Below are 26,793 nucleotides of genomic sequence, written 5' to 3'. Positions count from 1 at the left end.
CGCCTGACTGCCCGAATATCAAGCAGCAGTAGCCCGTTTCCTTGCAAACAGGATTCATGTCTCGAATGGTAAAGAGACAGTCTGTTTGCAAGCCAACAGACTACCTCGCTTTTTTGCAATGTGGATTCCCGCCTACGCGGGAATGACCTTCTTTTTATGAGTATAAATAGCTAAATCCCTTCAGGAATTGACATCAAACTGGCATTACCTCCTGCTGCAGTGGTATCTACTGTGTAAGTTCGCTCATGACATAAACGCAATAAATAATGTGGCCCCCCTGCTTTGGGTCCCGTACCAGAAAGGCCTTCACCACCAAAGGGTTGCAGACCAACCACAGCACCGATCATGTTACGGTTAACATAACAATTCCCAACGTGCACTCGTTGTCGGATATATTCAACAGTTTGACTGATTCTGCTATGTATTCCCAAAGTTAAACCATAGCCAGTACTATTAATCTGTTCGATAACAGTGTCTAACGCTTTACGCTTATAACTAATGACATGGAGTACTGGTCCAAAAACTTCCTTTTTAAGAGCCGCTATATTATCAATAGCAATTGCCGTAGGCGGCATGAAATAACCTGTTTCACATTCTTCCGGCAGCTTGCATTGATAAATAATCTCATAATTCTGTTGCATATCAACCACATGGGCTTTTAATCCGGCCAAAGCTTCACTATCAATTACAGGTCCTACATCCGTAGCAAGCCAACGTGGATCACCCACTTGCAGTTCAGCCATTGCCCCTTTGAGCAGTTCGAGTACACGTGGATAGACTTCTTCTTGCACATATAAAACCCTTAAAGCCGAACAACGCTGCCCCGCACTGCCAAAAGCTGACGCAATTGTGTCAACAACCACTTGTTCTAATAAAGCAGACGAATCAACAATCATGGCATTTTGGCCACCTGTCTCAGCAATCAAAGGAATAATTTCTCCACCACGAACCGCTAAAATTTTATTAATATTTTCTGCTGTTTGTGTTGAGCCAGTAAAAATTACCGCTTTTATCCGGCGATCCGCTACAAGGGGTGCTCCCACTGCTTCACCATTACCTGGTAATAATTGTACAACATCAACTGGAATACCGGCTTGGTGCATAAGATTTACTGCAAAAGCAGCAATTAAAGATGTTTGTTCAGCCGGTTTGGCAATCACACAATTTCCGGTTACCAGGGCGGCAACAACTTGGCCAGTGAAGATAGCTAAAGGAAAATTCCATGGACTAATGCATAAAACAACACCCCGACCATGTAGGCTGAGCTCGTTTAACTCTCCTGTATAGCCATGAAGGCGTACGGGTTTAGCCATTAGTTTTTCGGCCATCATGGCATAGTAACGACAAAAATCTACTGCCTCACGCACTTCCGCTACACCATCGCTCCAGGTCTTACCTGCCTCTAAACAAGCCATGGCAAGCAATTCAGGCATATTCTCTTCTAAAAGATTGGCAAACCGCTCAAGACAAGCGGCTCGTTCACTAACTGGTCTATTACTCCACGCGGGGAAGGCCCGTTCTCCCTGGGATAAAGCCCAATCGATATCCTGTAACGTAGCGTCACTTACCCTGCCAATCAATTGTCCCGGATTTTGTGGTGACGTTACACTTCTATCAACTTCACCACCCTGCCTGCCTGCTATAATTGGTTTGGCCTGCCAACGGCTCAAATCCATATTCATATAGAGCTGTTGCAAGGTTGCTACTGATTCCCGATCAGAAAAATCAAAACCGGCAGAATTTTTTCTTTCCGGTAAGAAAATGGACGCTGGTAAAGGAATATTTTGGTTTAGCTTACTTAGCAAGTGATTAGCCTTACTTACTGGATCTTCAACCAAAGTGCTGATTGGCGCTTTTTCATCAACAATACGATTTACAAAAGAAGAATTTGCTCCATTTTCCAATAAACGACGAACCAGATAGGGTAATAAATCTTCGTGACTACCAACCGGCGCATAGATTCGGCATGGTATACCAAGACGATTTGCTGGAACAACCTGCTCATAAAGTTCGTTACCCATACCGTGCAGACATTGAAATTCAAAATCACGGTAATCACCCACTAGATTTAAAATCATGGCAACAGAATAGGCGTTATGGGTAGCAAACTGCGGGTAAATGGCATCTGTCATTGTCAATAATTTTTTAGCGCAGGCTTGAAACGAAACATCGGTAAATACTTTGCGGGTAAATACGGGGTACTCGGAAAACCCTTGCATTTGTGTTTTCTTAATTTCACTGTCCCAATAAGCACCCTTAATCAAACGAACCATCATTCGTCGTTGTTTGCTTCTTGCCAGAGCAGCCACCCAATCCAACAAATAAAATGCCCGTTTCTGATAGGATTGCACCGCCATTCCAAACCCATGCCAGCCATATAAGCTATCATCACTAAAAACACGTTCAATAACATCAAGGGATAAATCAAGTCGTTCTGACTCTTCCGCGTCAATCGTCAGCGCAATATCATATTGTTTGGCCAATTGAGCAAGCGCCAAGAGCTTCGGAGATAACTCCTCCATAACCCGCGCACGCTTTGCTTCTTGATAACGCGGATGTAACGCAGAAAGTTTTATTGAAATTCCTGCGCGCTGATAAACATTCGTACGCTCATCCACGCTATTCCCTATTGCTTCAATCGCTTCTTTATAAGCAGTGAAATAGCGCTCCGCATCGACAGCAGTGAGTGCGGCTTCGCCTAACATATCATAGGAATAGCGATACCCTATCGCTTCTTTTTTCTTCGCTCGAGATAATGCTTCCTTGATCGTTCGACCGGTAACAAATTGTTTACTCATAATACGCATTGCTTTATCAACAGCCTTACGCACAACCCCTTCACCGCTGCGGTTAATTAACTTGAATAAAGCCTTACTTAACACTGAGTCTGCACGCTCCGGGGTTAAAACCTTACCAGTAAGCATCAAAGCCCAGGTCGTTGCATTAACAAAAAAAGAATCACTTTGGCCTCGGTGTGCCTTCCAGTCAGCTGTTGTGAGTTTGTCTTTTATTAAACTGTCGATAGTAGCGTTGTCGGGTACACGCAATAACGCTTCCGCCAAACACATCAGTGCAATCCCTTCATCACTACTAAGAGAATACTGTGTCAAAAAGGAATCAATCCCTGTACTTTTCTTACGCTCGGAACGAACCTGTTCAACTAAGTGGGTTGCCGTATTGCGAATAGCAACAACTTGCTCACTACCTAATGCTGCTTTCTCGATAAGCTCGGTCATTAATGTTAATTCGTCAATCCGATAAGCTTTATTAATCTGCGCACGAGTACCTTGTGGAAATTGTGCTGAGTAGCGTTCAAGCATATTGCCTCCAATCCAACGGGTCAAAAAATATCAAGGGATAATAATGCAGAATATTTCTAATTGAAATCCATCTGTTGCAATCACAACAATAAAACAGGCTAAATCACAGCCCAAATGGGGCAAAAAAGGCTTACTCGACAAGCAAAAACAGATCTAATTACGCACTAATTGGTCTAATTTAGAACCGCAAGCCAGGCGTAAATTCGCGTAGTTAGTTTACATTTTGAACTATTTAATGTACTATTAGCCAATTAATTTAGTCTAAACATTTGTTAACCCTCTGAATTGATTAATATTTACCCCTAATGAGCAAGGATACCCCTTGTGATTTTACATTTGCATTAGTTGTAAATATAATCACCATCTTTCTGTAGACCTTGTTTCAAGGCGAGTTAACAAGAAAAAAGGAGTAATATGAGTACTATATTAAGCATACTTTCTGCGGCTTTCTTTTCCACTACCGCTACTACGGGGACTACACCCCATGGAATAAAAACTGGCTTTGATGTCAACAAACACGTTCAACATCTAAGTCAAAAAGCCCCTAAACTTAACAGAAGAGTTCTTAAGCTTGCTCTGACTGCTTATAAAAAAGCCGCCGACAAAGGCGCAGTTAAAAAGCCAGTTTTAACTGTTATTGATTATTCTTTACCTTCTAACAAACAACGGATGTGGATTTTTGATCTCAACAAAGAACGACTTTTATACAATACTTACGTAGCACATGGTAAGAATTCAGGAATGGATACCCCACACCATTTTTCTAACAAAGTTTCCAGTAAAGAAACCAGCCTAGGTACCTATGTTACCCGTAATACTTACATGGGCTCCAAGGGTTATTCATTAAACCTCCAGGGACTGGAAAGAGGTTTCAATGACAATGCATTTAACAGACGTGTGGTAATCCATGGTGCCTGGTATGTAGAACCGGATTTCATTAAGAAGGCCGGACGAGCAGGACGAAGCTGGGGATGCCCTTCTATTGCTAAAACCCTGGCGAAACCAGTGATTAACACAATTAAAGGTGGTTCAGTAGTGTTTGCTTACTATCCTGATAGCTACTACCTCTCTCATTCAGGTTACGCATCAGTATAAATAACAAAGCCAGGGTTTTTAGGCCCTGGCTTTTTGCAATCATCCTTTCAGGACATCCTGTCCTAAAAAAAATCATCCCTGATCATCATTTCCCTATGATTACAATTCCTTTTGGACGACCCCAAATCCGTTGAAGTCATGCTTAAAATTTAGCAATTAGCTTACTGTTGTGCAAGACAACCAATTATCATTCAAAAGAAGCATTTTCTTTCCTAAATAAAATTAAATCTTTACTATTCATAAAGTTACATTTAAATGGAGATAATTTCACCTGGTGATGTACCGTTTTCTTGCTGTAGATTGAGAAATATCTTGGAGTAATGCAAGACAGACTAGTGATAAAAGATAACTTAAAGTGTCTCAAATTGAATCCTCTTTATGCCTAATTATTTTACTCTTTAGTAGCAAAAAATTGAATTTTTACTGATTAAATCGCGAAACTGCCTTGCTAAAGCTACTATTTATGGTAGTTTAATCGGGATTTAGTTGCTTCAGAGTATGTGAGAATGAATAGGCAAAACGAAAGCGTTAAAAAAGATAAATTGCAAATCATTGATTGGTTAATAGAACATTTCCCCAATGCTTTTTTTAAAAAGGGAAATCAAGTCAAACCACTGCAAATTGGTATCTTCGATGACATTATCGATTTTTACGAACGTTTGGATACACCCACTTTCAGTAAGAAAGCCTTACGCGAAGCGCTTAGCTATTACAGTTCATCCCCTGCTTACTTAAACTGCCAAAAAGCCAACACAGCCCGTGTCGACTTATTTGGTAATGAAGTAGATGTCGTTACAGAGGAACAAGCTAAATATGCCCACCAACGTTACCAACAGCGTTACGTGGATAAAAAAGCTCAAGGCTTGAAGCAAGATACTAAATAGTTAACATCAACTGAATCTTTTAATCCTGCTATGCGGCTTAATGGATTATACGACAAGCCACTCATACCAATAAATTCAAGACCGGCTGTTCTTATCATGGCAACGATTTCGCTAGGTTTAATAAATTTATCAAAATCATGTGTCTGCTTAGGCAATAACCCTAATAAATATTCTGCTGCCAAAATCACTGTGGTATACGCTTTAAATGTTCTGTTGATGGTAGATAAAAAAAGATAGCCCCCTGGCTTTAGCAAGCGAGCACAATGCTCAATCACTAACTGTGGCTCCTGCACATGCTCCAGCATTTCCATGCAGGTCACCACATCAAACATTGGGCTCTCATAGTCTTCGATAGGACAACAAATATAATCAATGACCAATTTGCTTTCTTTGGCATGCGCTTTAGCAGCTTCGATTGCCTCTACTTCAACATCCAGGCCCGTTACTTTAGCACCCTGTACAGCCATCCCTTCACATAAAATACCGCCACCACAACCAACATCAAGGATTGTACTTTGTTTGAGCTCACAATAGTTATTTATGAATTCAAGGCGTGCAGGATTTATATCATGTAACGTTTTTAACGGCCCATCTTTATCCCACCAGCGTGCAGCATGCTGAGCAAATTTGGCAATTTCTTGCGAATCTATCGTCGATTTACTATTCATGGCAACTCAGTAAGTCCAAAGGTTTAAAAAAATCCAATACCATAGGATTGGAAATGAAACTCAAATTGTAAGGATGCTCTGCGATTAAGCAAGAAAAAAAACTAGCCTCTGGTATTTCTTCAGCAATACGACCGAATAAAATTAACTGCAAAGATTGATTGTATTGAGCAAGTTGCGTTAATAAACTGTGCATGAAAGGACGCCAGTGCTTTGCATGAAACCTTACCTTATCTTCACTATAGACCAAAGAAGCATTTAAAAGTAAAAATCCTTTATTAATCATTGAGATAAAAAACTGTTCTGCTGTTTGCCAATAATCCGATTTATCAAGCCTCGCAATAGCTGCTTGTGAGCGATCCTGTTGCAAATCACCTCGGGCAACCAATAACATTTTTATCCAGTTACGCAGAGAAGTTGCACGGTTCACTTCTTTGCTAAGTCCTGTTTGGCTCCACAAATTATGAACCGAGTTATCCCAAAACGCATAACCATTCGCTGATTCGGGACGAGGATAAGGCGATTCACCCAATAAAATATACTTCGTATCACAAAGAGGGAGACTAAAAGCAGCAAACAAAGTATTGATACCCGGCAACCAATGACTACTATTTTGTAATTGCAAAAGATAATCTTTATCAACCTGCTCAAGGGCCTGAGCAACTATCCTTTGCCATTGCGGATGGATTTTTTCCAATAAAAAGTACACGATTTCTCCAACAAAATCAGCATTATACAAAGTTCAATCACCTCTTCCTATTCTTAGAGTCTTCTTGTTCCACTTAGGTTAATAAAAATCCATTAATCCATTGCTATACACCCCTTGAAGAGGCCTACTATATTGCGGAGCATGAGAATTTCAGCTAATGTCATAAGCTTTGCGTATGAGTGAATGTAATGGATCGAGTAACAAAGGAATTGGTTCACGCTTTGAGTGGCCGTAAGCAGGTCATGATAGAGCAATTACATCAATTCTGCGCCATCAACTCTGGTACAGAAAATTTACAAGGATTGGCACAGATGCATCAGTTGTTAAGCACTGCATTCATGCCTATCGGGGATAAAATACAAACGCCTAAACCACCTGCTACAACCACCATCAACATGACGGGCGACACGATAGTCCAACATTGCGGAGATATCCTTTTCATTCGTAAACGACCTGAATTAAAACGTCGTGTTCTACTGTGTGGGCATATGGATACAGTCTATGCGGCAAATCACCCTTTTCAAAACCTAACCTACTTGAATGATAATGAAATAAACGGCCCTGGTGTTGCTGATATGAAAGGGGGCCTTATCGTAATGTTACATGCGTTGGCTGCTTTTGAAGAAAGTTCTACAGCGTCCGAACTCGGGTGGGATGTAATGATTAATGCCGATGAAGAAATTGGCTCCCCTACTTCAAGCCCTTTTTTGGCAGAAATTGCTGCTAACTATCAGGCTGCATTGATTTACGAACCGGCCATGAATACCAAGGGTACATTGGCTAAAAATCGTCGCGGCAGCGGCAAATTGACCCTCGTTGCTACCGGTAGATCAGCGCATGTTGGTCGTGCTTTCTTTGAGGGGCGAAACGCTATTTGTTATCTTGCTGAGGCAATTACCGGTATCCATGCACTAAATGGACAACGGGATGGTATTACTATCAATGTGGGTAAAATTGCTGGTGGCGAAGCATTGAATGTCGTACCTGATAAGGCAGTTACCAAATTGGATGTTCGTATCAATCAACCAGACGATGAAGCATGGGTAAGACAGCAACTCACTACGCTTATCAATAAAATGAAACGTGACGATTATTCATTAACCCTTCATGGCGAATTCGGCCGGCCAGTTAAACGAATTAGTGAGGGGACTGAACGGCTATTTAACCGCATCAAACAGGTTGGGCGAGAACTTGGTTTATCCATAGACTGGCAAGATAGTGGCGGCTGTTGTGATGGCAACAATCTTGCGCAACATGGTTTAGCGGTTATTGATACCTTAGGTGTTCGTGGAGGCAATATTCATAGTCCCAATGAATTTGTCTTACTGGATAGTCTTGTTGAACGTGCTTCACTTAGTACCCTGTTACTTCTTGATTTAGCAAGTGGTGGACTTGAGGAATTAATAAGATGATGCTATTTCGCCGTGCGCGAGAAACTGATCTGGATGCTATTTTTCATCTTGCTGAACATTGCGGTATTGGCATGACCACACTGCCAAAAGATAAAGAACTTCTCCATAAACGCCTTGCCTGGTCTTGTGCTTCCTTTGAGAAGACGGTCCACAAGCCAAGAAGTGAGTACTATTTATTTGTATTGGAAGAACCAGAAAAAGGGCAAGTTATTGGAACCTCGGCGATTGAAGCAGCAACCGGACATGAACTCCCTTTCTACTCCTACAAGTTATCTAAACGCACCCGAATCTGCCATTCTCTTAATATTCGCAGTGATTATGAAGTACTGAGCCTGGTTAATGACAATCAGGGACGCAGTGAAATATGTACTTTGTTTCTAGAGCCTGCTTACAGACAGAGTAGTAATGGTTTGCTTCTTTCACGAGCCCGTTTTCTCTTTATTGCCCACTATCCCAATCGCTTTGCCTCTACCATCATTGCCGAAATGCGCGGCATCTCCGATGAATGGGGGCACTCCCCTTTCTGGGATAATGTAGGAAGGCATTTTTTTCATATGCCTTTTGCTGATGCTGATCGCTTAACAATCTCGACAAACAAGCAATTTATTGCGGATTTAATGCCAAGAAACCCACTGTATGTCAAATTACTTGCACCAGAAGCACAAGCAGTTATTGGCAAACCACATCAATCTACTGTCCCAGCAATGAATATCTTGTTACATGAAGGCTTTCGCTACCACTGCTATGTCGACATTTTCGATGCAGGCCCCACAATTGAGGCTCCACGCAACCAGATACGCACGCTTGCAGCCAGTCGCATTATGACTATTAAAAGTATTAGTGATGAAGTTGGTAGCAAACGTTTTTTACTTGCAAATACGAAACTTGATTTTCGCGCCACCGTTAGTCAAGCTATTTTCAATACTGAGCAAGCATCCTGTATTATCAGCAAGGAAACCGCTCGACTCTTGGAAGTGAAGCGAGGTGATTGTATACGTATCGCCCCTTTACAGCTTGAAGAACCAACTATTTATAGTGAGCAGAAAAAATGAATTTAGGCCAACAAAATGACAGCACGGCAAATCATTATTTTGGAGGCCATTGGGTACAAGGAGAAGGAAAACCTTTTGTCTCAAGGAATCCTGCAGATAATTCAGTAATTTGGCAAGGTACTAGCGCAACGCCTATAGAAATAGCAAAAGCCTGTGAGGCAGCCCATCTCGCTTTGCCTTATTGGTCCTCTATGGATGTTTCTACGAGAGCCAACTATTTGCAGCTTTTTGCCAAGGAAGTGGAAAAAAAACGTAATGAGCTTACCTACCTGATTTCCTTGGAAACAGGGAAACCTTTATGGGAAGCGTTAACCGAAGTTAATGCTGTTATCGCTAAAATTAATTTATCGATTCAAGCCTATCAAGAGCGTAATGCAGAAAAACAAACCACACTGCCCGATGCAAACGCCTGCCTGCGTTATAAGCCACATGGCGTTGTTGCTGTTCTGGGTGCCTTTAATTTTCCTGCCCATTTAAGTAATGGTCATATTGTACCCGCCCTATTAGCAGGAAATACAGTGATCTATAAACCAAGTGAGTTGGCTCCAGCAGTTGCACAATTCATTATTCACTGCTGGCACGAAAGCGGTTTGCCGCAAGGTGTCATTAATTGTGTGCAAGGCAATGCTGATTGCGGCAAAGAACTCCTCTCAGCCGACATCCAGGGCGTTTACTTTACAGGCAGCTATCGTACAGGCCAACAGATTCACCAACATTTTAGTGACAAACCTGAGGTTATCTTAGCACTGGAGATGGGGGGCAATAATCCACTCATCATCGATGAGGTTAATGATGTGAATGCTGCTATTTATCATACGCTGGTTTCCACAATGATCACTGCCGGCCAACGGTGTAGTTGTGCGAGGCGAATACTCATTGCAGATAACCAATTGGGTGATCAAATCCTTGCACGTTTTATAAACGCTTGTGAAAAAATTCGTATTGGCGCATTTACCGATAAGCCAGAGCCTTTCCTAGGGCCCGTTATTAGTCACGAGCATGCCCTACTGCATCTGCAGGCACAGGAAAAACTGCTTGCAAATGGCGGTGTTGCCTTGTTAAACATGTCCTTAATTACCGAAAAGACAGGTTTACTTTCTCCCGGCATCATTGATATGACAAAAGCTCATACAGTTGTTGATGAAGAAATTTTTGCTCCCTTGGTTCAGGTTTATCGTTATCAGAATTTTGAAGACGCTTTGGCACTTGCCAATCAAACACGTTATGGCTTGGTTGCAGGCTTGTTAAGCGACAATCCAGAACACTATGAGCAGTTCTATCATACGGTACGTGCAGGCTTAATCAATTGGAATAGACCAACCACTGGCGCTGCAAGCAGCCTTCCATTTGGTGGTATAGGTCGTAGTGGTAACCATCGTCCCAGCGCTTATTTTGCTACAGATTATTGCGCTTATCCTATTGCCAGTATGGAGCAACCTCATTTAACTACGCCAGCGCAACTATTGCCCGGCATCGATTTGAGCTAAGTTTATGCAAACCTATGAATTAAATTTGGATGGCTTGGTTGGTCCAACCCACAATTATGCAGGCCTTGCTGCAGGTAACCTTGCTTCGGCATCAAATGCAATGAGTATCTCAAATCCTCAGGCAGCAGCACTCCAGGGGCTTGCTAAAATGCGCTTATTGCATCAATCCGGCATCAAGCAGGCTCTATTGCCACCGCACCAACGCCCTAATCTACAATTATTGTATCAATTGGGGTTTAGCGGTACGGCTGCACAACAGATTGAAAAAGCTTATCGCAGCGCTCCTGAGTTGTTGAATGCTTGCTATTCTGCTTCCAGTATGTGGACTGCTAACGCCGCAACTGTTTCAGCAAGCATTGATACTGCTGATAAGCGAGTTCATTTTACGGCAGCCAATTTAATTAGTAATTTACATCGCTATCAGGAAGCCGATTTTTCAAGTTATTTGTTGCAAACGCTCTTTCATGATAAAACTTACTTTAACCATCACCCTGTACTACCGAAAAGTGCTATCACAGGTGATGAAGGTGCAGCCAATCATAATCGTCTATGCACGAAGCATAATAAAGCCGCTATAAATCTATTTGTTTACGGTAAACAGGCATTAGCAAAAAACTCTGGCTCACCGAACAGTCCCTTAAAATACCCGGCACGGCAAACACTTGAAGCCTCACAGGCAATTGCCCGATCGCATTTGTTAAATCCCAATCAAGTTATTTTTGCCTGCCAAAATCCACTGGCAATTGATCAGGGTGTTTTTCATAATGACGTAATCGCTGTCGCCAATGAATCGGTGCTATTCATTCATGAAGATGCTTTTTGGGGTCAAACAGAGCTTCTGAATGAGTTACAAACTAAAGCTGACTTTGAAATTCAGATCCTGAAAGTTAGCCGTAATCGCCTCAGTGTCGCTGAAGCGGTGGACTCTTATCTCTTTAACTCACAACTTATTACCCTACCTAATGCCCCAGAAAATAGCAGGATGATTTTGATTGCTCCTGGTGAATGCCAGGAAAATACTGTGGTTAAGGCACTGATTGATGAGTTACTAGCGGATAATACAAATCCTATCGCTGCTGTGCACTATCTTGATCTTAGGCAAAGTATGCGTAATGGAGGCGGCCCCGCTTGCCTGCGATTACGTGTTCCTTTAACCGAATTAGAGCTACAAGCGATGCACCAGGGTGTCTTAGTAAATGATACGCTACTAGACCGCCTTGAGGTTTGGGTTAAACGCCATTACCGTACTCAATTACAAGCTAACGACTTGCGTGATCCCTTGCTTATTGATGAGTGTTTATCAGCCCTGGATGAATTAAGCAGTCTCTTAAACCTGGGGGCAGTTTATCCTTTTCAACGCGAAAAAATTGAGTAAGGTATGTGGAAAACTTTCGCAGGACGATGTATTTATCGCTCATCAGCAGGCGTCAGAGTTTTTCAAAATCTTTTCTTTCGTTGGTTAAAATTTGATGGCACTGCGTTACAAACTGTTTTAAACAGATATTTTCCCCAGCGACCAGCGTTAAGGTATATCAAATCGCTTATTTTAACAGTGCAATTACAACCAACTGATTGTTGTATGCTAGGTCTTGGGGGCGGCGGAGCGGCTCATGCGTTAGCTTCCTTGGTAGACTCTCAACTGACAGTGGTAGAAAACAATAGTGAAGTGATTGATATTGCGAAACGATTTTTTATGATTAATAACCTTAAAAACGTTCATATCGTACATCAGGATGCCAGTATTTTTTTGCAACAAGCTACCCCGCAATTTCAACATCTACTTGTTGACTTATTCAGTGCTGAAGTCTTCCCACCCCAATGTAATACGGAACAGTTTTTTGCTAATTGTAAGCATTCCCTGTTACCTGGCGGTATTCTTGCGGTAAATTTAGCGAACAGACATGAACAATGGCCAATTTTTCAACTTATCCGACAACAATTTTTATCTGCTACAGTCGCTTTACCAGTTAAAAATTGCCCCAACATGATCATATTAGCTTGCAAAAGCGAGACAGTGGCTTCTTTACTAGATCTTCTTAAGCAGAGTAAAAAAATTAAACATTTGACTTGGGATAGCAAATGGGGTTGTATAGCGGAGATGAAAAACTAGGTAGCAAGAAGGTCGAAGCTGGATTCTGCGGACAAGCTGCGGAACGTAGGTTCAATATCTACCGAAAGCATAAGTGCCAAGATAAGAGTACCGACATTTCGCTAGATTGAGTGCTTATGCCTTGATTTTCGAGCATCGCAGCGAAGCGCAGAAAATCAAGGCATAAGCGCCAAGATAGTAGAAATGTATTAAATTTCCATTAAATCTTTTTCTTTTTCAACAAGTGCTGCGTCAACATCAGCGATGTATTTATCAGTGAGCTTCTGAATAATTTCTCCGGCTCGACGCTCATCATCTTCAGAAATTTCTTTCTCTTTGACAAGCTCTTTAAGGTGGGTATTTGCATCACGGCGTATATTACGAATCGCTACCCGACCTTGCTCACCCTCAGCTCTGACAACACGAATCAATTCTTTACGACGCTCCTCAGTCAAAGGAGGCATCGGTACGCGGATCGCACTACCTGCTGTTGCTGGGTTTAAGCCTAAATCAGAGGTCAAAATCGCTTTTTCAATGGCTGCGACCATCGCTTTTTCCCAAGGTGTTACCAATAAAGTCCGGGAATCACTACTCGTAATATTCGCTACTTGATTCAAAGGAGTTAGTGTACCGTAGTAATCGACTTGTACATGATCCAATAAGCCGGCGTTAGCACGACCAGTCCGAATCTTAGTCAAATCATGTTGCAAAGTCTCAACGGTTTTTTTCATCCGCTTTTCAGCGTCTTGTTTAATATCATTGATCATGGTTTGCTCCTACTATAGTACCAACACGTTCACCAAGGACGATTTTCTTTAGCGCATTTGGAGCCGTCAGGTTAAATACTTGTAAAGGCATACCGTGATCCTGGCATAAGCAAATGGCAGTGGAATCCATTACCTGTAATCCGTCACTCAATACTTTTTTGTAGGTTAAGTAATCATAACGGGTCGCCAGAGGATTTTTAATCGGATCATCCGAATAAATACCGTCTACCTTTGTCGCTTTTAACACGACATCCGCTCCAACTTCAATGGCACGTAAACAGGCAGCAGAATCAGTCGTAAAAAACGGATTTCCAGTACCCGCAGCAAAAATAACGACATGCCCATTGCGTAAGTGGGTAATTGCTTTACGGCGGTGGTAAGGGTCAACCATTCCCATCATAGGAATTGCCGACATTATCCGCGCTGGTAAATCAATACGCTCCAACGCATCCCTCAAGGCCAAGGCGTTCATGACAGTGGCAAGCATACCCATATGATCGCCGGTAACTCGGCCTAATCCAGCCTCAGACAAGGCTTTACCACGAAATAAATTGCCACCGCCAATTACCAAGCCGACTTCAACACCCATGTGAATAAGTTCAGCCACTTCATTGGCGATACGATCCAGAACAGACGGGTCAATACCAAATTGGGCTTGTCCCATTAACGCTTCACCACTGTACTTAAGTAAAATGCGTTTATATTTTAATTGCGGATGCTGATTACCATTCATAATTAATCACGAACCTGAGCCATTACTTCTTCTACGAAATTATCTTCTTTCTTCTCTATACCCTCACCTACTTCGAAGCGGATGAAAGAGATTACTTCAGCATTTTTTTCTTTTAGCAATTGCCCCACTTTCTTGTTGGGATCTTTCACAAAAGGCTGACCTAAGAGACTGACTTCATCAATAAACTTGTTGATACGTCCTTCGATCATTTTGTCAATGATGTCTTGCGGCTTACCACTCTCGCGTGCTTGTGCTGTGAAAATATCACGCTCATTTTCGATCGCTTCTGCAGGAACCTGATCACGATTAACTACCAGTGGACGGCTGGCAGCAATATGCATGGCAATATCTTTTGCAAGCGCTTCATCACCATTTTTAAGAGCGACCATAACACCAATGCGAGTACCATGGAGGTAGAAACCAATAACGCCATCACACTGCATTCTCTCCATGCGACGCAACTTGATATTCTCACCGATTTTAGCTACGAGTTCTTGTCGTGCTTGTTCAACTGTATTACTAGCACCGATTAAGGTTTCATTTGCTAAAGCAGTCATGTCGTTGGCTGCGCTGCTTAATGCTGTTTCCGCAACTTTACCAGCAAACCCAGTGAAATTCTCATCACGGGCTACGAAGTCAGTTTCGCTATTAATTTCTAACATAACAGCAGAGCGGCCGTCAGCTGCCCGAGCAACAACGATAACCCCTTCTGCAGCAACTCTATCTGCTTTCTTATCAGCTTTAGCCTGTCCAGCTTTACGCATTTCAGAAATTGCCAGCTCAATATCACCGTTAGTAGCAATCAAGAATTTCTTGCATTCCATCATTCCAGCGCCAGTACGCTCACGTAATTGCATAACTAATGCAGCACTAATCGACATATTTCAATCCTCCACATAGCAAAAAGGGGGCACGTTAACGACGCAACGCCCCCCTTTATATTCAAAATTAATTACTCATCCGCTTTGTCTGATTCTTTATCAGCAACAGCAATCTCCACAAACTCAGCATCGGATGGCACACCACCAACTGTGTTACCACGCTTAGCATCGAGGATGGCATCTGCAATACAACGAACATAGATATCAACTGCTCGCATAGAATCATCATTACCAGGAATAACGTAATCGATGTTATCAGGGGAGTTATTAGTATCAACAATACCGATAACAGGAATTTTTAAACGTCGAGCTTCTTCAACAGCAATGTGCTCAAAACCAACGTCAACAACAAACAATGCGTCAGGCAATCCACCCATATCTTCGATACCGCCTAAACCACGCTCTAATTTTTCAAGCTCTCTAGTTAGCATCAAGGCTTCTTTCTTGATCATTGATTCAAAGATGCCTTTATCACGCATTTCTTTCAACTCTTTCAAGCGGAAAATAGATTGACGAACTGTTTTGTAGTTAGTCAACATACCACCTAACCAACGGTGATCAACATAGGGCATGCCACAGCGCTTTGCATGCTCACGAATACTGTCTTGAGCTGCTCTTTTAGTGCCCACAAACAGAATTTTCGCTTTATTAGAAGCTAAACGACCAACATAGTTGGTAACATCATTCAGCATTGGCAGCGTTTTTTCCAGGTTGATGATATGGATCTTGTTTCGCGAACCAAAAATGAACTCCGCCATTTTAGGGTTCCAAAAACGGGTTCTATGCCCAAAGTGAGCGCCCGCTTCGAGTAATTCACGCATACTAACATTCATTAATAAATCTCCAGGGTTATGCCTCCACGCCCCCCATACGGTACCCTTTTGTGGGACCCAACCGTATGTGACGAAACGTGTGTGTCGTTAAAAGCGCCATATTTATACCACAAGCAGGGGTTATCAGCAAATGTAATTGACTTTATTTAATAATTAATTTTAGCGAGAAACACGCAAAAATAATTGGCTACGTCTATACTGCTTGCTGTAACTCAAAAAAAATTAACTAAGGATAGTATCATGACTAAAAGAATATTCACTGCAATAACGCTCGCCTTTTCATTATTTGCGGCTCAAACCTTAGTGGCCTCCACTTCAACACAAGTAACACAAGGATGTAATTGCTGTGTTGGCGGCATGGGGCAAATTCTTAAGGCTTTGAATCTTAATGCGGATCAACAAGCGAAAATAAAAGCAATCAAAGCTCAACTCAAATCAGATACGAAAGATACCTGGGCTCAACTAGACGATGTTCGTGGACAAATCAATGCACTCATTCAGTCTGGCCAGGTCGATGAAGCCCAACTGGATAGTTTGGTTGATAAAAAAATGGAGCTTCTCGGTAAGGGAATAAAAACTAAAATTAAAGCCAGAAACCAAATGTATAATGTCCTTACTGTTGAACAAAAAAACCAATTTCAATCATTATTGAAACAACAAATGGAAAAACGCAAACAACTTTTTAAAGCTTGTCACTAAGTTGATATACCCCCGCATAGCGGGGGTTTATTTTATATTGCTTATTCAGTTGTATGGTGGAAAAACTATGCTTGATTCTCATATCCCTCTCATTACGATCTTAGTCTCTGGTTTTGGTTTAGCTTTTTTATTTGGTTATGTGGCTTATCGTTTACGCATCTCTCCTATTGTTGGTTATCTTCTGGCTGGTGTTGCTATTGGTCCATCAACTCCCGGCTATACTGCAAATTATGCGCTTGCTTCGGAGCTCGCTGAAATTGGCGTTATCCTCCTGATGTTTGGAGTTGGACTTCATTTTTCTGTCAAGGATCTCCAATCTGTCAAAAAAATCGCTATTCCTGGCGCCATTGTACAAATGGTCATTGCAACGTTATTAGGAACTGCATTTTCTTGCCTCCTGGGATGGCCGCTCGTAGCAGGATTCGTGTTTGGTCTTGCCTTATCAGTTGCAAGTACTGTGGTGTTATTGCGTGCTTTAGAAGAATGGGATTTGCTGAAAACAATTTATGGCCGCATAGCCGTCGGTTGGTTAATTGTTGAAGACCTGGCAGTTGTAATTATCCTTGTGTTTATCCCGCCGATGGCTGCGCTATCCAGTTATGAGACAGGTGCAAGCCCGTCATCTTACTTTAACCACGAAATAGCAATGGCCTTTTTGATAACGCTACTCAAAGCAGCCAGCTTTATTGTTCTTATGTTAATTTTTGGTCAGCGCTATATCCCTCGTTTGCTCTATAGCGTTGCCAGTAAAGGGTCAAACGAACTATTTCGCCTGGCGGTGCTTTCTGTAGCCTTGGTTGTTGCCTTTGCGGCAGCTAAATTATTCGGCGTTTCTTTTGCCCTAGGTGCTTTTTTTGCCGGTATGTTTCTCGGTGAATCCACCTTAAGTCATCGCGCAGCCCAGGAAACACTCCCTCTACGCGATGCTTTTGCTGTCTTGTTCTTTGTGTCAGTAGGTATGTTATTGCGCCCTGACATTTTAGTTGAACACCCTTTTCTGGTGCTTATAACTGCCTTGATAATCATTTTAGGGAAATCGATTGCAGCATTTCTCATTGTTATTTTGTTTCGTTATCCTTTTTATACGGCTCTTACCATTTCGGTAAGTCTCGCCCAAATTGGTGAATTTTCATTTATTCTTGCTGAACTGGGTTACAAACTGGGAATCCTTTCACAGCAGGCTAAAGACCTGATTCTTGTCGGTGCCTTTATTTCTATTGTTGTGAATCCGTTTCTGTTCAAAATGGTTAATCCATTCATTCCCAGAAAAAGGGATCGCCAATCTTAATTTTCCCTTTATAATTAAATAGGCCTCTTTCGAAATTCGCTGCAGTGAGTGTTGATAAAGATAAGCTTATGCTACTATTAAATTTTTTGTGGATTAAACAATGGCAGTAACAATTAAGACCCCTGAAGAAATTGAGAAAATGCGCGTAGCTGGCAAACTGGCAGGTGAAGTATTGGAAATGATAGGGCCCCACGTGCAAGAAGGAATTACTACAGATGAACTCAACTCAATCTGTCATGATTATATTGTCAATGAGCAGAAAGCCATTCCTGCACCATTGAATTATAATGGTTTTCCAAAATCAATTTGCACTTCAATTAACCATGTGGTCTGTCATGGCATCCCAGGCAAAAAGGCTCTAAAAGACGGTGATATTATCAATATCGATATCACAGTGATTAAAGATGGTTATCACGGTGACACCAGTAAAATGTTTTTTATTGGTAATCCCTCTGTCAAAGCCAAGCATGTCGTTGCTGTTGCTCATGAATGCCTGTTTATTGGAATTAACATGGTAAAACCCGGCGTGCGTTTAGGTGACATTGGCCATGCGATTCAACAACACGCTGAAAAAAATCGCTGCTCAGTCGTTCGTGAATACTGTGGGCATGGTATTGGGCGTATTTTTCATGAAGATCCACAAGTTCTCCACTATGGTACGCCAGGAACTGGCGAAATGTTACGCCCTGGAATGACATTTACTATTGAACCGATGGTCAATATTGGAAAACATCATACTCGATTGCTACCTGATAACTGGACTGTGGTTACCAAAGATCACAGCTTATCTGCCCAATGGGAGCATACCTTGCTAGTTACTGACGACGGGGTTGAAATTCTCACTTTACGTAATGAAGAACGATAATCGCGTTTTAAAACAATCCATCAAACAGCTCAAGGATGAACTGTGTGAGGAATTTTGCCAAAAAGGAAGTATTAGTACCATCACCCGTAAATTAGTCACCTTTATTGATAAAGTTCTTTGTACACTTTTCCAAAAAAATCACCTGCACCTGGGTAATAAATTTTGTCTTTTGGCTTTAGGCAGTTATGGACGTCGAGAGTTACAACTGTATTCTGATGTTGATTTCCTGTTGCTTCACACTGAAAAAATTACCAAAACACATTCACAACGTGCCCAGGCGTTCATTCAGGATTGCTGGGATGTTGGTTTGGATATTAGCCATCAAATAACTACTGTCGCAGCTTGTGCTGAGCTAGCCAGTAAAGATTTAAGTGTAATATCCAGTATTCTTGATATGTATTTAATTTGCGGCCGTGGTGCATTGATGGAAGAATTGCTCTATCAAACCCATCCTCTGCATATGTGGTCGAGCCACGATTACTTTTTTGCCAAACAACAAGAGCAGCAACAGCGTTATGCGAAATACGGTGAAACTGCCTATAACCTGGAGCCCAATGTCAAATATGGTTCTGGTGGCTTACGTGATTTACATACTTTATTAAGTATTGGCAAACGCCATTTTGGCATTAAGAAATTGGCAGATGGGATTAGTAGTGGTTTTATTACCGATAAAGAATATGAAGAACTAATCTACTGCCAACATTTTTTATGGCGGGTCCGCTTCGCTTTGCATATGTTGGCTGAGAAGCGAGAAGAGCGCTTACTATTTGATTATCAAGTTAAATTAGCAACACTTTTTGGCTTCAAGGACAATACAAGCTCATTAGCCATTGAACAATTTATGAAAGCCTATTTCAAAATTATAAAGCGTAACCGTGAGCTTAATGAAATGTTGGTACAATGGTTTTCTGAAGCAATTGTCCATCATCAAAAACAACTAATTACTCGTTTAGACAGCGCTTTTCAGCTCTCAAACAATTATATTGAAGTAAGGCACCCCAAAGTCTTTGCCCAAAAACCCCAAGCCTTACTTGAATTATTCTTATGGATGGCCAAACGCCCTGACATTGAGGGTGTTCGAGCAAGCACTATTCGACTAATTCGCCAACATCTTTATTTAATGAATAAACAATTTCGCTCTTCCAAAGCGGCGACGCAATGTTTTCTTGCCATTTTCAATACGGCACAAAATCCTTATGAAGCCTTACATCACATGAACCGATATGGGATCCTGGGCCATTATCTGGATTGTTTTGCTGCAGTAACTGGACAGATGCAATATGATTTATTCCACATCTATACTGTTGATCAACATACACTTTTCGTAATTCGAAATTTAGCTCGTTTTCTGAAAATCGACTATAACAAACAATTTCCTTTAGCCGCACAATTAATGGCTACGATTAAGAAACGTGGTATTTTATATTTATCTGCCCTCTTTCATGATATTGCTAAAGGACGTGGCGGTGATCACTCCGAACTAGGAGCCGAAGAAGCGCAGCAATTTGCTCTACGCCATAAATTATGTGAGGAAGATAGAGACTTACTGGTTTGGTTGGTACGCAATCATTTATTAATGTCGCAAACAGCGCAACGGCAGGATATTTATGATCCCAAAACCATTCGTCAGTTTTGTAGTTGCCTCCCCAAGGCAGATTATCTTGACTACCTCTATCTACTCACTGTAGCCGATATCTGCGCCACTAACCAGACACTGTGGAATGCCTGGAAAGACTCCTTATTACGGGAATTATACTGGGCAGCCCATCAAGCCATGCAACAGGAGCAAACCCAGCTGGATGAAACTGTTCTTATCAACCAACGCAAACAAGAAGCGCTTGCTATTTTGCTAAGCGAAGCTGTCTCATCGGCTGCAATTGAAGAATTATGGTCACATTTTAAAGGCAGGTATTTTCTCCATGAACCACCTGAGGTTATCGCCAGACACACTGCCGCTATTCTTAACTGCCAGCAATTTCCTCTTGTACTTATTATGCCGCATCATAGCGAAGGTGGAACGGAAGTATTCATCTATATGCCACACCGGGATGAACGATTTACTATCACGACAACCGTACTAAGCAATCATTATGCAACGATTCAGGAAGCGGCTATTTTAACCTGCGAAAATAATTACGATCTCGATACTTACATTATTCTTGATGAACATCATCAAGCTTTTTTCGATGAACGCAGAACTGCCGATATTCAACAAGCATTAATGAGTCAATTAGCTGATAAAACCCAACTACCTACTATCTCGCACCGCAGGATTTCACGCACACAAGCCCATTTTAACCTAAAACCACAAATTACCTTTAGTGAAGATAATCAACATCAACACACCCGTTTATTCTTAGTCACCGCTGATCGGCCTGGTTTATTAGCCAATATCAGTCGCGTATTCCTAAAACTACGTATTTATTTGCACAATGCAAAAATTGCTACTGCGGGTGAACGAGCAGAAGATATGTTCTTTATATCCACTGAGAGAGGCCATCCCTTGAATAAGGAAGAAAAGGACTTACTTAAACAAATACTGATTACGGCTCTAACTAACGACGGTTTTTGAAAAAATCAGCCAATAGCGTAGCACAAGGCTGTTGCATTATCCCTTCATCAATTTGCACCTGATGATTCAGTGGGTACCCTTGTAATAAATTATAAACGGAACCTGCTGCGCCGGCCTTAAAATCACGCGTGGCAAAGACCAGACGCGCAATACGGGCATGAATCAAAGCACCAGCACACATCGAACAAGGTTCCAGGGTAACATAGAGCGTCGTGTTTAAGAGTCTGTAGTTATGAAGACGAGTTGCTGCGGCCCGGATAGCGATTAACTCGGCATGGGCGCAAGGATCATTCGTTTGAATGACCTGATTCCATCCTTGTCCTAACAAAGTAACATTATCGTCAGCAACTAAAACTGCTCCGACAGGGACCTCACCCTGCTCTTTGGCTTTAAGCGCAAACTCATAAGCCTGCGCCATCCAAAATGCATCATTTATTCCCATTCAATCGTCGCGGGTGGTTTACCAGAAATGTCATAAGTAACACGTGACACACCAACAACTTCATTGATAATACGGTTGGATACCTGCGCTAGAAAATCCCAAGGCAATTGGGCCCAGTGCGCAGTCATGAAATCAATGGTTTCAACAGCGCGCAAACAAATCACATAATCATAGCGACGACCATCACCCATTACACCAACGCTTTTCACTGGTAAAAAAACGGCGAAAGCTTGGCTAACTTTGTGGTATAAATCAGCAGCATGCAACTCTTCAAGGTAAATAGCATCCGCCTGGCGTAAAATATCCGCATACTCTTTTTTAACTTGACCTAAAATCCGAACGCCAAGCCCTGGTCCAGGAAACGGGTGGCGGTAAACCATTTCGTAGGGTAAACCCAATTCCAACCCAATTTTGCGTACTTCGTCTTTAAACAATTCGCGGATCGGTTCCAATAGCTGTAAATTTAACGTTTCTGGTAACCCACCCACATTATGATGAGACTTAATCACGACAGCTGCACCATTCGTTTTTGTGGCAGCTGATTCGATAACATCAGGATAAATAGTGCCTTGAGCTAACCACTTCACTTCAGGTATGCGTTGTGCCTCTTCATCAAAAACCTCAATAAAAGTATGTCCAATAATTTTTCGCTTTTTCTCAGGACAATCAACTCCCTCTAAGGCTTTTAAAAATCTTTTTTCTGCATTGACAGCAATAACCCGTATTCCCATATGTTGGCCAAACATAGCCATAACTTGCTCTGCTTCATTTAATCGTAGCAAGCCGGTATCAACAAAAACACAGACTAATTGCTTACCGATAGCGCGATGCAATAAAGCAGCAACTACCGATGAATCCACTCCGCCGGAAAGCCCTAATAAAACGTGCTGATCACCAACTTGCTGCCGAACAGTCGTTATGGCTTGCTCAATAATATTATCAGCGGTCCAATTGGTTTCAGCCTTACAAATATCGACTACAAAACGCTGCAAAATACGCAAGCCCTGTAAAGTGTGAGTCACTTCAGGATGAAATTGCAAACCATACCAATGCTTTTCTTCATTCGCCATACCAGCAATTGGTGCATTCCGTGTTTCACAAATAACTTTAAAACCAGGAGGAAGAGCCGTCACCTTGTCCCCATGACTCATCCACACATCCAACAAAGCATCACCTTCTGATGTCGCTCGATCTTCAATATTATCCAATAATTGGCTATGCCCATGCAGGCGCAATTCAGCATAACCAAATTCACGAATAGTCGAAGATTGCACTTCGCCACCCAGTTGCACTGCCATTGTTTGCATGCCGTAACAAATACCTAACAAGGGTACCCCGGATGTAAATAACCAGTCAGATGCACGCGGGTTCGTATGAAGAGTCACTGTAGAGGGACCGCCAGAAAGAATAATACCGCAAGGCTCCAAAGCCTCCAGCGCATTCTTTTCAACATCAAAAGGATGAATTTCACAATACACCCCTATTTCGCGCACACGTCGTGCTATCAACTGCGTATACTGAGAACCAAAATCAAGAATAATAAGCGGACGCTTTTTTATATTTTTCATCATAATCAATTATCAACCTGATAATTAGGTGCCTGTTTAGTAATACTTACATCATGTACATGTGACTCACGCATACCCGCATTGGTCACTTGAACAAATTCAGCCTTTTCATGCAACTCAGCAATTGTATTACAACCTGTATACCCCATGCATGAACGCAAGCCACCGATCATTTGATGAATAATGGTTTGTACAGGGCCTTTATAAGCAACGCGGCCTTCAATACCTTCAGGTACCAATTTTTCAGCACCTTGGCTAGTGTCCTGGAAATAACGATCACTTGATCCCTGTGCCTGTGCCATAGCTCCGATAGATCCCATGCCACGATAATTTTTATAAGTACGTCCCTGATAAAGCTCAATCTCGCCAGGAGATTCTTCCGTACCAGCAAACATTCCTCCCAACATGACAGTATAAGCACCGGCTGCTAACGCTTTACAGATATCACCGGAAAAGCGGATACCACCGTCTGCTATAAGAGGCACTTTACCTTTAAGTCCTGCTGCAACATTCGCTATAGCAGTAATTTGTGGGACACCAACTCCTGTAACAATCCGGGTAGTACATATGGACCCGGGGCCAATACCCACTTTAACTGCATCCACACCAGCAGCAACTAAATCAAGAGCAGCGGAGGCAGTAGCGATATTTCCACCAATGACCTGAACCTGGGGAAAATGTTTCTTTATCCATTTCACACGATTTAAAACACCTTGGGAATGACCATGGGCTGTATCAACAATAAGAACATCAACACCAGCGTCAACCAAGGCAGCCACCCGCTCATCGGTCCCCTCACCAACACCCACTGCAGCCCCTACCCGCAATTGTTCGGAACTATCTTTACAAGCAAAAGGATTCTCTTTCGCTTTTTGAATATCTTTTACAGTAATCAGACCACGTAAATTAAACGCATCATTGACAACCAGTAATTTCTCAATTCGGTGTTTGTGCAACAGACTACGTACTTCCTCGCGTCCAGCCCCCTCTTTCACTGTGACTAAACGCTCGCGTGGAGTCATGACGGCCGATACCGGTAAACCCAAGTTAGTTTCAAATCGAATATCTCTGGAGGTGACAATGCCAACCAATAAATCACCCTCTACAACAGGAACGCCGGAAAAATTATGCTTGGTCATTACCTCTAGCAACTCACCAACCGTCACTGAAGGTGTGACAGAGACTGGATCCTTGACCATCCCGCTTTCAAATTTCTTTACTTTTCGTACTTCCTCGGCTTGATCAGCGATACTCATATTTTTGTGAATAATGCCTATCCCCCCTTCTTGGGCAATAGCAATCGCCAATCGGGCTTCCGTCACCGTATCCATAGCGGCTGATATTAAAGGGATATTTAATTCGATTTCGCGGGTGAGGAAGGTTTTGAGTGCAACCTCTTTTGGCAGAACTGTTGAGTGGGCGGGAATCAATAATACATCATCGAAAGTCAGTGCTTGTTGCGCAATAGAAAGAGACATACCACACTCCAACAATTAAATTAACCGGATATTATACAAGCATTCTGGAAAATGATAAATAACTGCCCATAAAATAATGGGCCAAACCACTCCACATATCAACAAAAAGACCAATTTGTTAAATATAAAAACAGTGCTTATACTTACTTATATCCAAACTAGCAAGGATGCATCATGAAAAAAATGTTAATCATAGTAGCGGTGGTCGGCTCATTTGCTTTACTATCTGGCTGTGGATGCGGGACTTTCAGCTGTACAACCAGTTGCCCTTGTGAATATACATCAACTTGTTGTGGCTCTAATGGTTGGTATTAATAGCTGATTCCAGCGTATCTGTTTGAACGGCTTAAAAGATTAAGAATGGCTGCCTTGTCTGATTAATGAAAAGCAGCCATCATTCTCTTGTACATGATTGATACAAATCTCTTACCCATAACTAAATTTCCTTTATAAACAAGGATGAAATCGAAGTTCTCTTGTCTTGAACAATGCACTATAAAACCTGTCCCGACTGTTTGTATAAATTAATTTTCTCTAAGCCATGATTGAGCTTGAACTGAACAATCAATAACGTGTAAACTGGGCTAAATTATTTAACTGGTCGACTAACAGGAAGGGTTCAGCGTTGGCTAAAATTATTGTTGTCACATCAGGTAAAGGTGGTGTAGGTAAAACGACTACTTCCGCAGCTTTGTCTTCCGGTCTTGCCATGCGAGGCCATAAAACAGTTGTTATCGATTTTGATATAGGCTTGAGAAATCTCGATATTATCATGGGCTGCGAACGCCGAGTTGTCTATGATTTTATTAATGTTATTAATGGAGAAGCAAGTCTGAACCAGGCATTGATAAAAGATAAGCGCCTACCTCATTTATCTATTCTGCCAGCATCACAAACTCGCGATAAAGACGCATTAACACTGGAAGGTGTTGAAAAAGTTTTAAACGATTTGGCCAATGAATTTGATTATATCATTTGTGATTCACCAGCTGGTATCGAAACAGGCGCCCATATGGCAATGTATTTTGCTGATCATGCCATCGTTGTGACAAATCCTGAAGTATCATCGGTACGTGACTCCGATCGGATTTTGGGTATTCTAGCCAGTAAAACCAAGCGTGCCGTTGAAAATAGCACGCCGATTCAGGAACATTTGTTGTTGACTCGCTATGATCCCGAGCGTGTCGAAAAAGGTGATATGTTATCTGTTGAAGACGTTAAAGAGATTCTCGCGATTCCTCTCATGGGTGTTATTCCTGAATCAAAAGCTGTCCTTAAAGCCTCTAATACGGGCACACCGGTTATTCTTGATGAAGCCAGTGACGCTGGCCTTGCCTACCAGGATGCAATAGCACGCTTTCTGGGGGAAAACAGACCTATGCGTTTTGTTCAAAGTGAGCGCAAAGGCCTATTGCGACGCTTGTTCGGTAAAAACAAGGAGGACGTACCAGCATGAGCCTATTTAACTATCTGAGAAAACGTAACAGTACTGCTTCAGTCGCTAAAGAGCGCCTGCAAATTATCATTTCACATGAGCGCTCTCAGCGAAGTACACCCGATTATTTGCCTAAACTGCAAGAAGAAATTCTGGCAGTCATTGCCAAATATATTCGTATCAACAGGGATCAAGTCAGTGTGAATTTAGAACGTATGGGTGATAATTCCGTGCTGGAATTAAACGTTACTATGCCTGATGAGGCGTAGAAAACGCTTCGACTAGTCTTTACTGCTTGCTTATTCTACTCCTTTCCCGGGACAAAGTTCATGGCCTGCTCCTTTGATCAATAAGGGGCACGTAAAGTTCCCAACTCTCTTCCTAACCCTGAATAATTAAATTGCGCCAACTGTTTGACCAAGGTGAGCGTTGGTTTTTCTTTCCATTCATTACAAAAGCAGAAAAATTTTCTACTTTCAACGGATTCTTGCTAGATTCATGCAGTTTCAGATACTCTCT

Annotated in this window: 23 protein-coding genes; 13 read left to right on the top strand and 10 right to left on the bottom strand. The window is 42.0% G+C overall.

The window, feature by feature from the left end; genetic code table 11:
* Window positions 1-170 precede the first annotated feature (170 nt).
* Entirely contained in the window at window positions 171-3,320 is a 3,150-nt protein-coding gene (gene putA / locus Lfee_RS04890) for a bifunctional proline dehydrogenase/L-glutamate gamma-semialdehyde dehydrogenase PutA (protein ID WP_058444458.1), read from the bottom strand.
* A 414-nt stretch (window positions 3,321-3,734) separates the two neighbouring features.
* Between putA and Lfee_RS04885 the strand changes: the two genes are divergently transcribed.
* On the top strand, window positions 3,735-4,415 hold the full coding sequence (locus Lfee_RS04885; protein WP_058444456.1) for a murein L,D-transpeptidase catalytic domain family protein: 681 nt from the start codon (window positions 3,735-3,737) through the stop codon (window positions 4,413-4,415).
* A 506-nt stretch (window positions 4,416-4,921) separates the two neighbouring features.
* On the top strand, window positions 4,922-5,299 hold the full coding sequence (locus Lfee_RS04880) for a ProQ/FINO family protein (protein ID WP_058444454.1): 378 nt from the start codon (window positions 4,922-4,924) through the stop codon (window positions 5,297-5,299).
* Here the strand turns inward: Lfee_RS04880 and ubiG are convergent.
* Together ubiG and Lfee_RS04870 are read right to left on the bottom strand one after the other, a co-directional pair.
* The gene (gene ubiG, locus Lfee_RS04875; protein ID WP_058444452.1) at window positions 5,272-5,967 is read right to left on the bottom strand and encodes a bifunctional 2-polyprenyl-6-hydroxyphenol methylase/3-demethylubiquinol 3-O-methyltransferase UbiG; all 696 of its coding nucleotides are present in this window, start codon (window positions 5,965-5,967) and stop codon (window positions 5,272-5,274) included. The genes Lfee_RS04880 and ubiG overlap by 28 nt on opposite strands.
* The gene (locus Lfee_RS04870) at window positions 5,960-6,673 is read right to left on the bottom strand and encodes a uracil-DNA glycosylase family protein (RefSeq protein WP_370446966.1); all 714 of its coding nucleotides are present in this window, start codon (window positions 6,671-6,673) and stop codon (window positions 5,960-5,962) included. Before Lfee_RS04870 ends, ubiG begins: the two co-directional genes overlap by 8 nt.
* Before the next feature lie 188 nt (window positions 6,674-6,861).
* On the opposite strand from Lfee_RS04870, the gene Lfee_RS04865 reads away from it, so the two are divergent.
* From Lfee_RS04865 to Lfee_RS04845, 5 genes are read left to right on the top strand one after another with little or no spacing between them, the layout of a single operon-like run.
* The gene (locus tag Lfee_RS04865; protein ID WP_082646574.1) at window positions 6,862-8,085 is read left to right on the top strand and encodes a hydrolase; all 1,224 of its coding nucleotides are present in this window, start codon (window positions 6,862-6,864) and stop codon (window positions 8,083-8,085) included.
* Window positions 8,082-9,137, top strand: a complete 1,056-nt coding sequence (locus Lfee_RS04860; RefSeq protein WP_058444450.1) for an arginine N-succinyltransferase — start codon at window positions 8,082-8,084, stop codon at window positions 9,135-9,137. Before Lfee_RS04865 ends, Lfee_RS04860 begins: the two co-directional genes overlap by 4 nt.
* Complete coding sequence (gene astD, locus Lfee_RS04855) at window positions 9,134-10,624, top strand: succinylglutamate-semialdehyde dehydrogenase (RefSeq protein ID WP_058444448.1); 1,491 nt, start codon at window positions 9,134-9,136, stop codon at window positions 10,622-10,624. The genes Lfee_RS04860 and astD overlap by 4 nt, the downstream gene beginning before the upstream one ends.
* A gap of 4 nt (window positions 10,625-10,628) precedes the next feature.
* Window positions 10,629-11,999, top strand: a complete 1,371-nt coding sequence (gene astB / locus Lfee_RS04850) for an N-succinylarginine dihydrolase (RefSeq protein ID WP_058444446.1) — start codon at window positions 10,629-10,631, stop codon at window positions 11,997-11,999.
* Between the two features lie 3 nt (window positions 12,000-12,002).
* Complete coding sequence (locus tag Lfee_RS04845) at window positions 12,003-12,734, top strand: spermidine synthase (RefSeq protein ID WP_058444444.1); 732 nt, start codon at window positions 12,003-12,005, stop codon at window positions 12,732-12,734.
* A 188-nt stretch (window positions 12,735-12,922) separates the two neighbouring features.
* On the opposite strand, the gene frr is transcribed toward Lfee_RS04845, so the two are convergent.
* The 4 genes from frr to rpsB form a co-directional block, all read right to left on the bottom strand.
* On the bottom strand, window positions 12,923-13,480 hold the full coding sequence (gene frr, locus Lfee_RS04840) for a ribosome recycling factor (protein WP_058444442.1): 558 nt from the start codon (window positions 13,478-13,480) through the stop codon (window positions 12,923-12,925).
* Window positions 13,470-14,213 carry a UMP kinase gene (pyrH, locus tag Lfee_RS04835; protein WP_058444440.1) on the bottom strand — a complete coding sequence of 248 codons (744 nt, stop codon included), beginning with the start codon at window positions 14,211-14,213 and terminating at the stop codon, window positions 13,470-13,472. Before pyrH ends, frr begins: the two co-directional genes overlap by 11 nt.
* A gap of 2 nt (window positions 14,214-14,215) precedes the next feature.
* Window positions 14,216-15,094 carry a translation elongation factor Ts gene (tsf, locus tag Lfee_RS04830; protein WP_058444432.1) on the bottom strand — a complete coding sequence of 293 codons (879 nt, stop codon included), beginning with the start codon at window positions 15,092-15,094 and terminating at the stop codon, window positions 14,216-14,218.
* A 71-nt stretch (window positions 15,095-15,165) separates the two neighbouring features.
* Entirely contained in the window at window positions 15,166-15,927 is a 762-nt protein-coding gene (gene rpsB, locus Lfee_RS04825) for a 30S ribosomal protein S2 (RefSeq protein ID WP_058444430.1), read from the bottom strand.
* 240 nt (window positions 15,928-16,167) lie between these two features.
* On the opposite strand from rpsB, the gene Lfee_RS04820 reads away from it, so the two are divergent.
* The 4 genes from Lfee_RS04820 (at window position 16,168) to glnD (ending at window position 21,351) form a co-directional block, all read left to right on the top strand.
* Window positions 16,168-16,626, top strand: coding sequence for a Spy/CpxP family protein refolding chaperone (locus Lfee_RS04820; RefSeq protein WP_058444428.1), 459 nt, complete (start codon window positions 16,168-16,170; stop codon window positions 16,624-16,626).
* A gap of 67 nt (window positions 16,627-16,693) precedes the next feature.
* Window positions 16,694-17,914, top strand: coding sequence for a cation:proton antiporter domain-containing protein (locus Lfee_RS04815; RefSeq protein WP_058444426.1), 1,221 nt, complete (start codon window positions 16,694-16,696; stop codon window positions 17,912-17,914).
* Between the two features lie 100 nt (window positions 17,915-18,014).
* On the top strand, window positions 18,015-18,779 hold the full coding sequence (gene map, locus Lfee_RS04810; RefSeq protein ID WP_058444424.1) for a type I methionyl aminopeptidase: 765 nt from the start codon (window positions 18,015-18,017) through the stop codon (window positions 18,777-18,779).
* Window positions 18,766-21,351 (top strand): [protein-PII] uridylyltransferase, encoded by a 2,586-nt coding sequence (glnD, locus tag Lfee_RS04805; RefSeq protein WP_058444423.1) that lies wholly within the window; start codon window positions 18,766-18,768, stop codon window positions 21,349-21,351. The genes map and glnD overlap by 14 nt, the downstream gene beginning before the upstream one ends.
* Here the strand turns inward: glnD and tadA are convergent.
* Genes tadA through guaB form a run of 3 tightly spaced genes read right to left on the bottom strand, consistent with a single transcriptional unit; the run spans window position 21,335 to window position 24,839 of the window.
* Window positions 21,335-21,793: a tRNA adenosine(34) deaminase TadA gene (gene tadA / locus Lfee_RS04800; RefSeq protein WP_238584863.1), complete on the bottom strand. Its 459-nt coding sequence runs from the start codon at window positions 21,791-21,793 to the stop codon at window positions 21,335-21,337. The two genes, glnD and tadA, sit on opposite strands and share 17 nt — an antisense overlap.
* Complete coding sequence (guaA, locus tag Lfee_RS04795) at window positions 21,784-23,361, bottom strand: glutamine-hydrolyzing GMP synthase (protein WP_058444493.1); 1,578 nt, start codon at window positions 23,359-23,361, stop codon at window positions 21,784-21,786. The genes tadA and guaA overlap by 10 nt, the downstream gene beginning before the upstream one ends.
* Before the next feature lie 5 nt (window positions 23,362-23,366).
* On the bottom strand, window positions 23,367-24,839 hold the full coding sequence (gene guaB, locus Lfee_RS04790; protein WP_058444421.1) for an IMP dehydrogenase: 1,473 nt from the start codon (window positions 24,837-24,839) through the stop codon (window positions 23,367-23,369).
* A gap of 625 nt (window positions 24,840-25,464) precedes the next feature.
* Here guaB and minD point away from each other — a divergent pair.
* On the top strand, window positions 25,465-26,295 hold the full coding sequence (gene minD / locus Lfee_RS04785) for a septum site-determining protein MinD (RefSeq protein WP_058444419.1): 831 nt from the start codon (window positions 25,465-25,467) through the stop codon (window positions 26,293-26,295).
* Window positions 26,292-26,543, top strand: a complete 252-nt coding sequence (gene minE / locus Lfee_RS04780; RefSeq protein WP_058444417.1) for a cell division topological specificity factor MinE — start codon at window positions 26,292-26,294, stop codon at window positions 26,541-26,543. Before minD ends, minE begins: the two co-directional genes overlap by 4 nt.
* Window positions 26,544-26,793: the final 250 nt, after the last annotated feature.

The sequence above is a fragment of the Legionella feeleii genome (assembly GCF_001467625.1).
GTDB lineage: Bacteria > Pseudomonadota > Gammaproteobacteria > Legionellales > Legionellaceae > Tatlockia > Tatlockia feeleii.
This window is presented reverse-complemented; position numbering and strand designations above follow the sequence as displayed.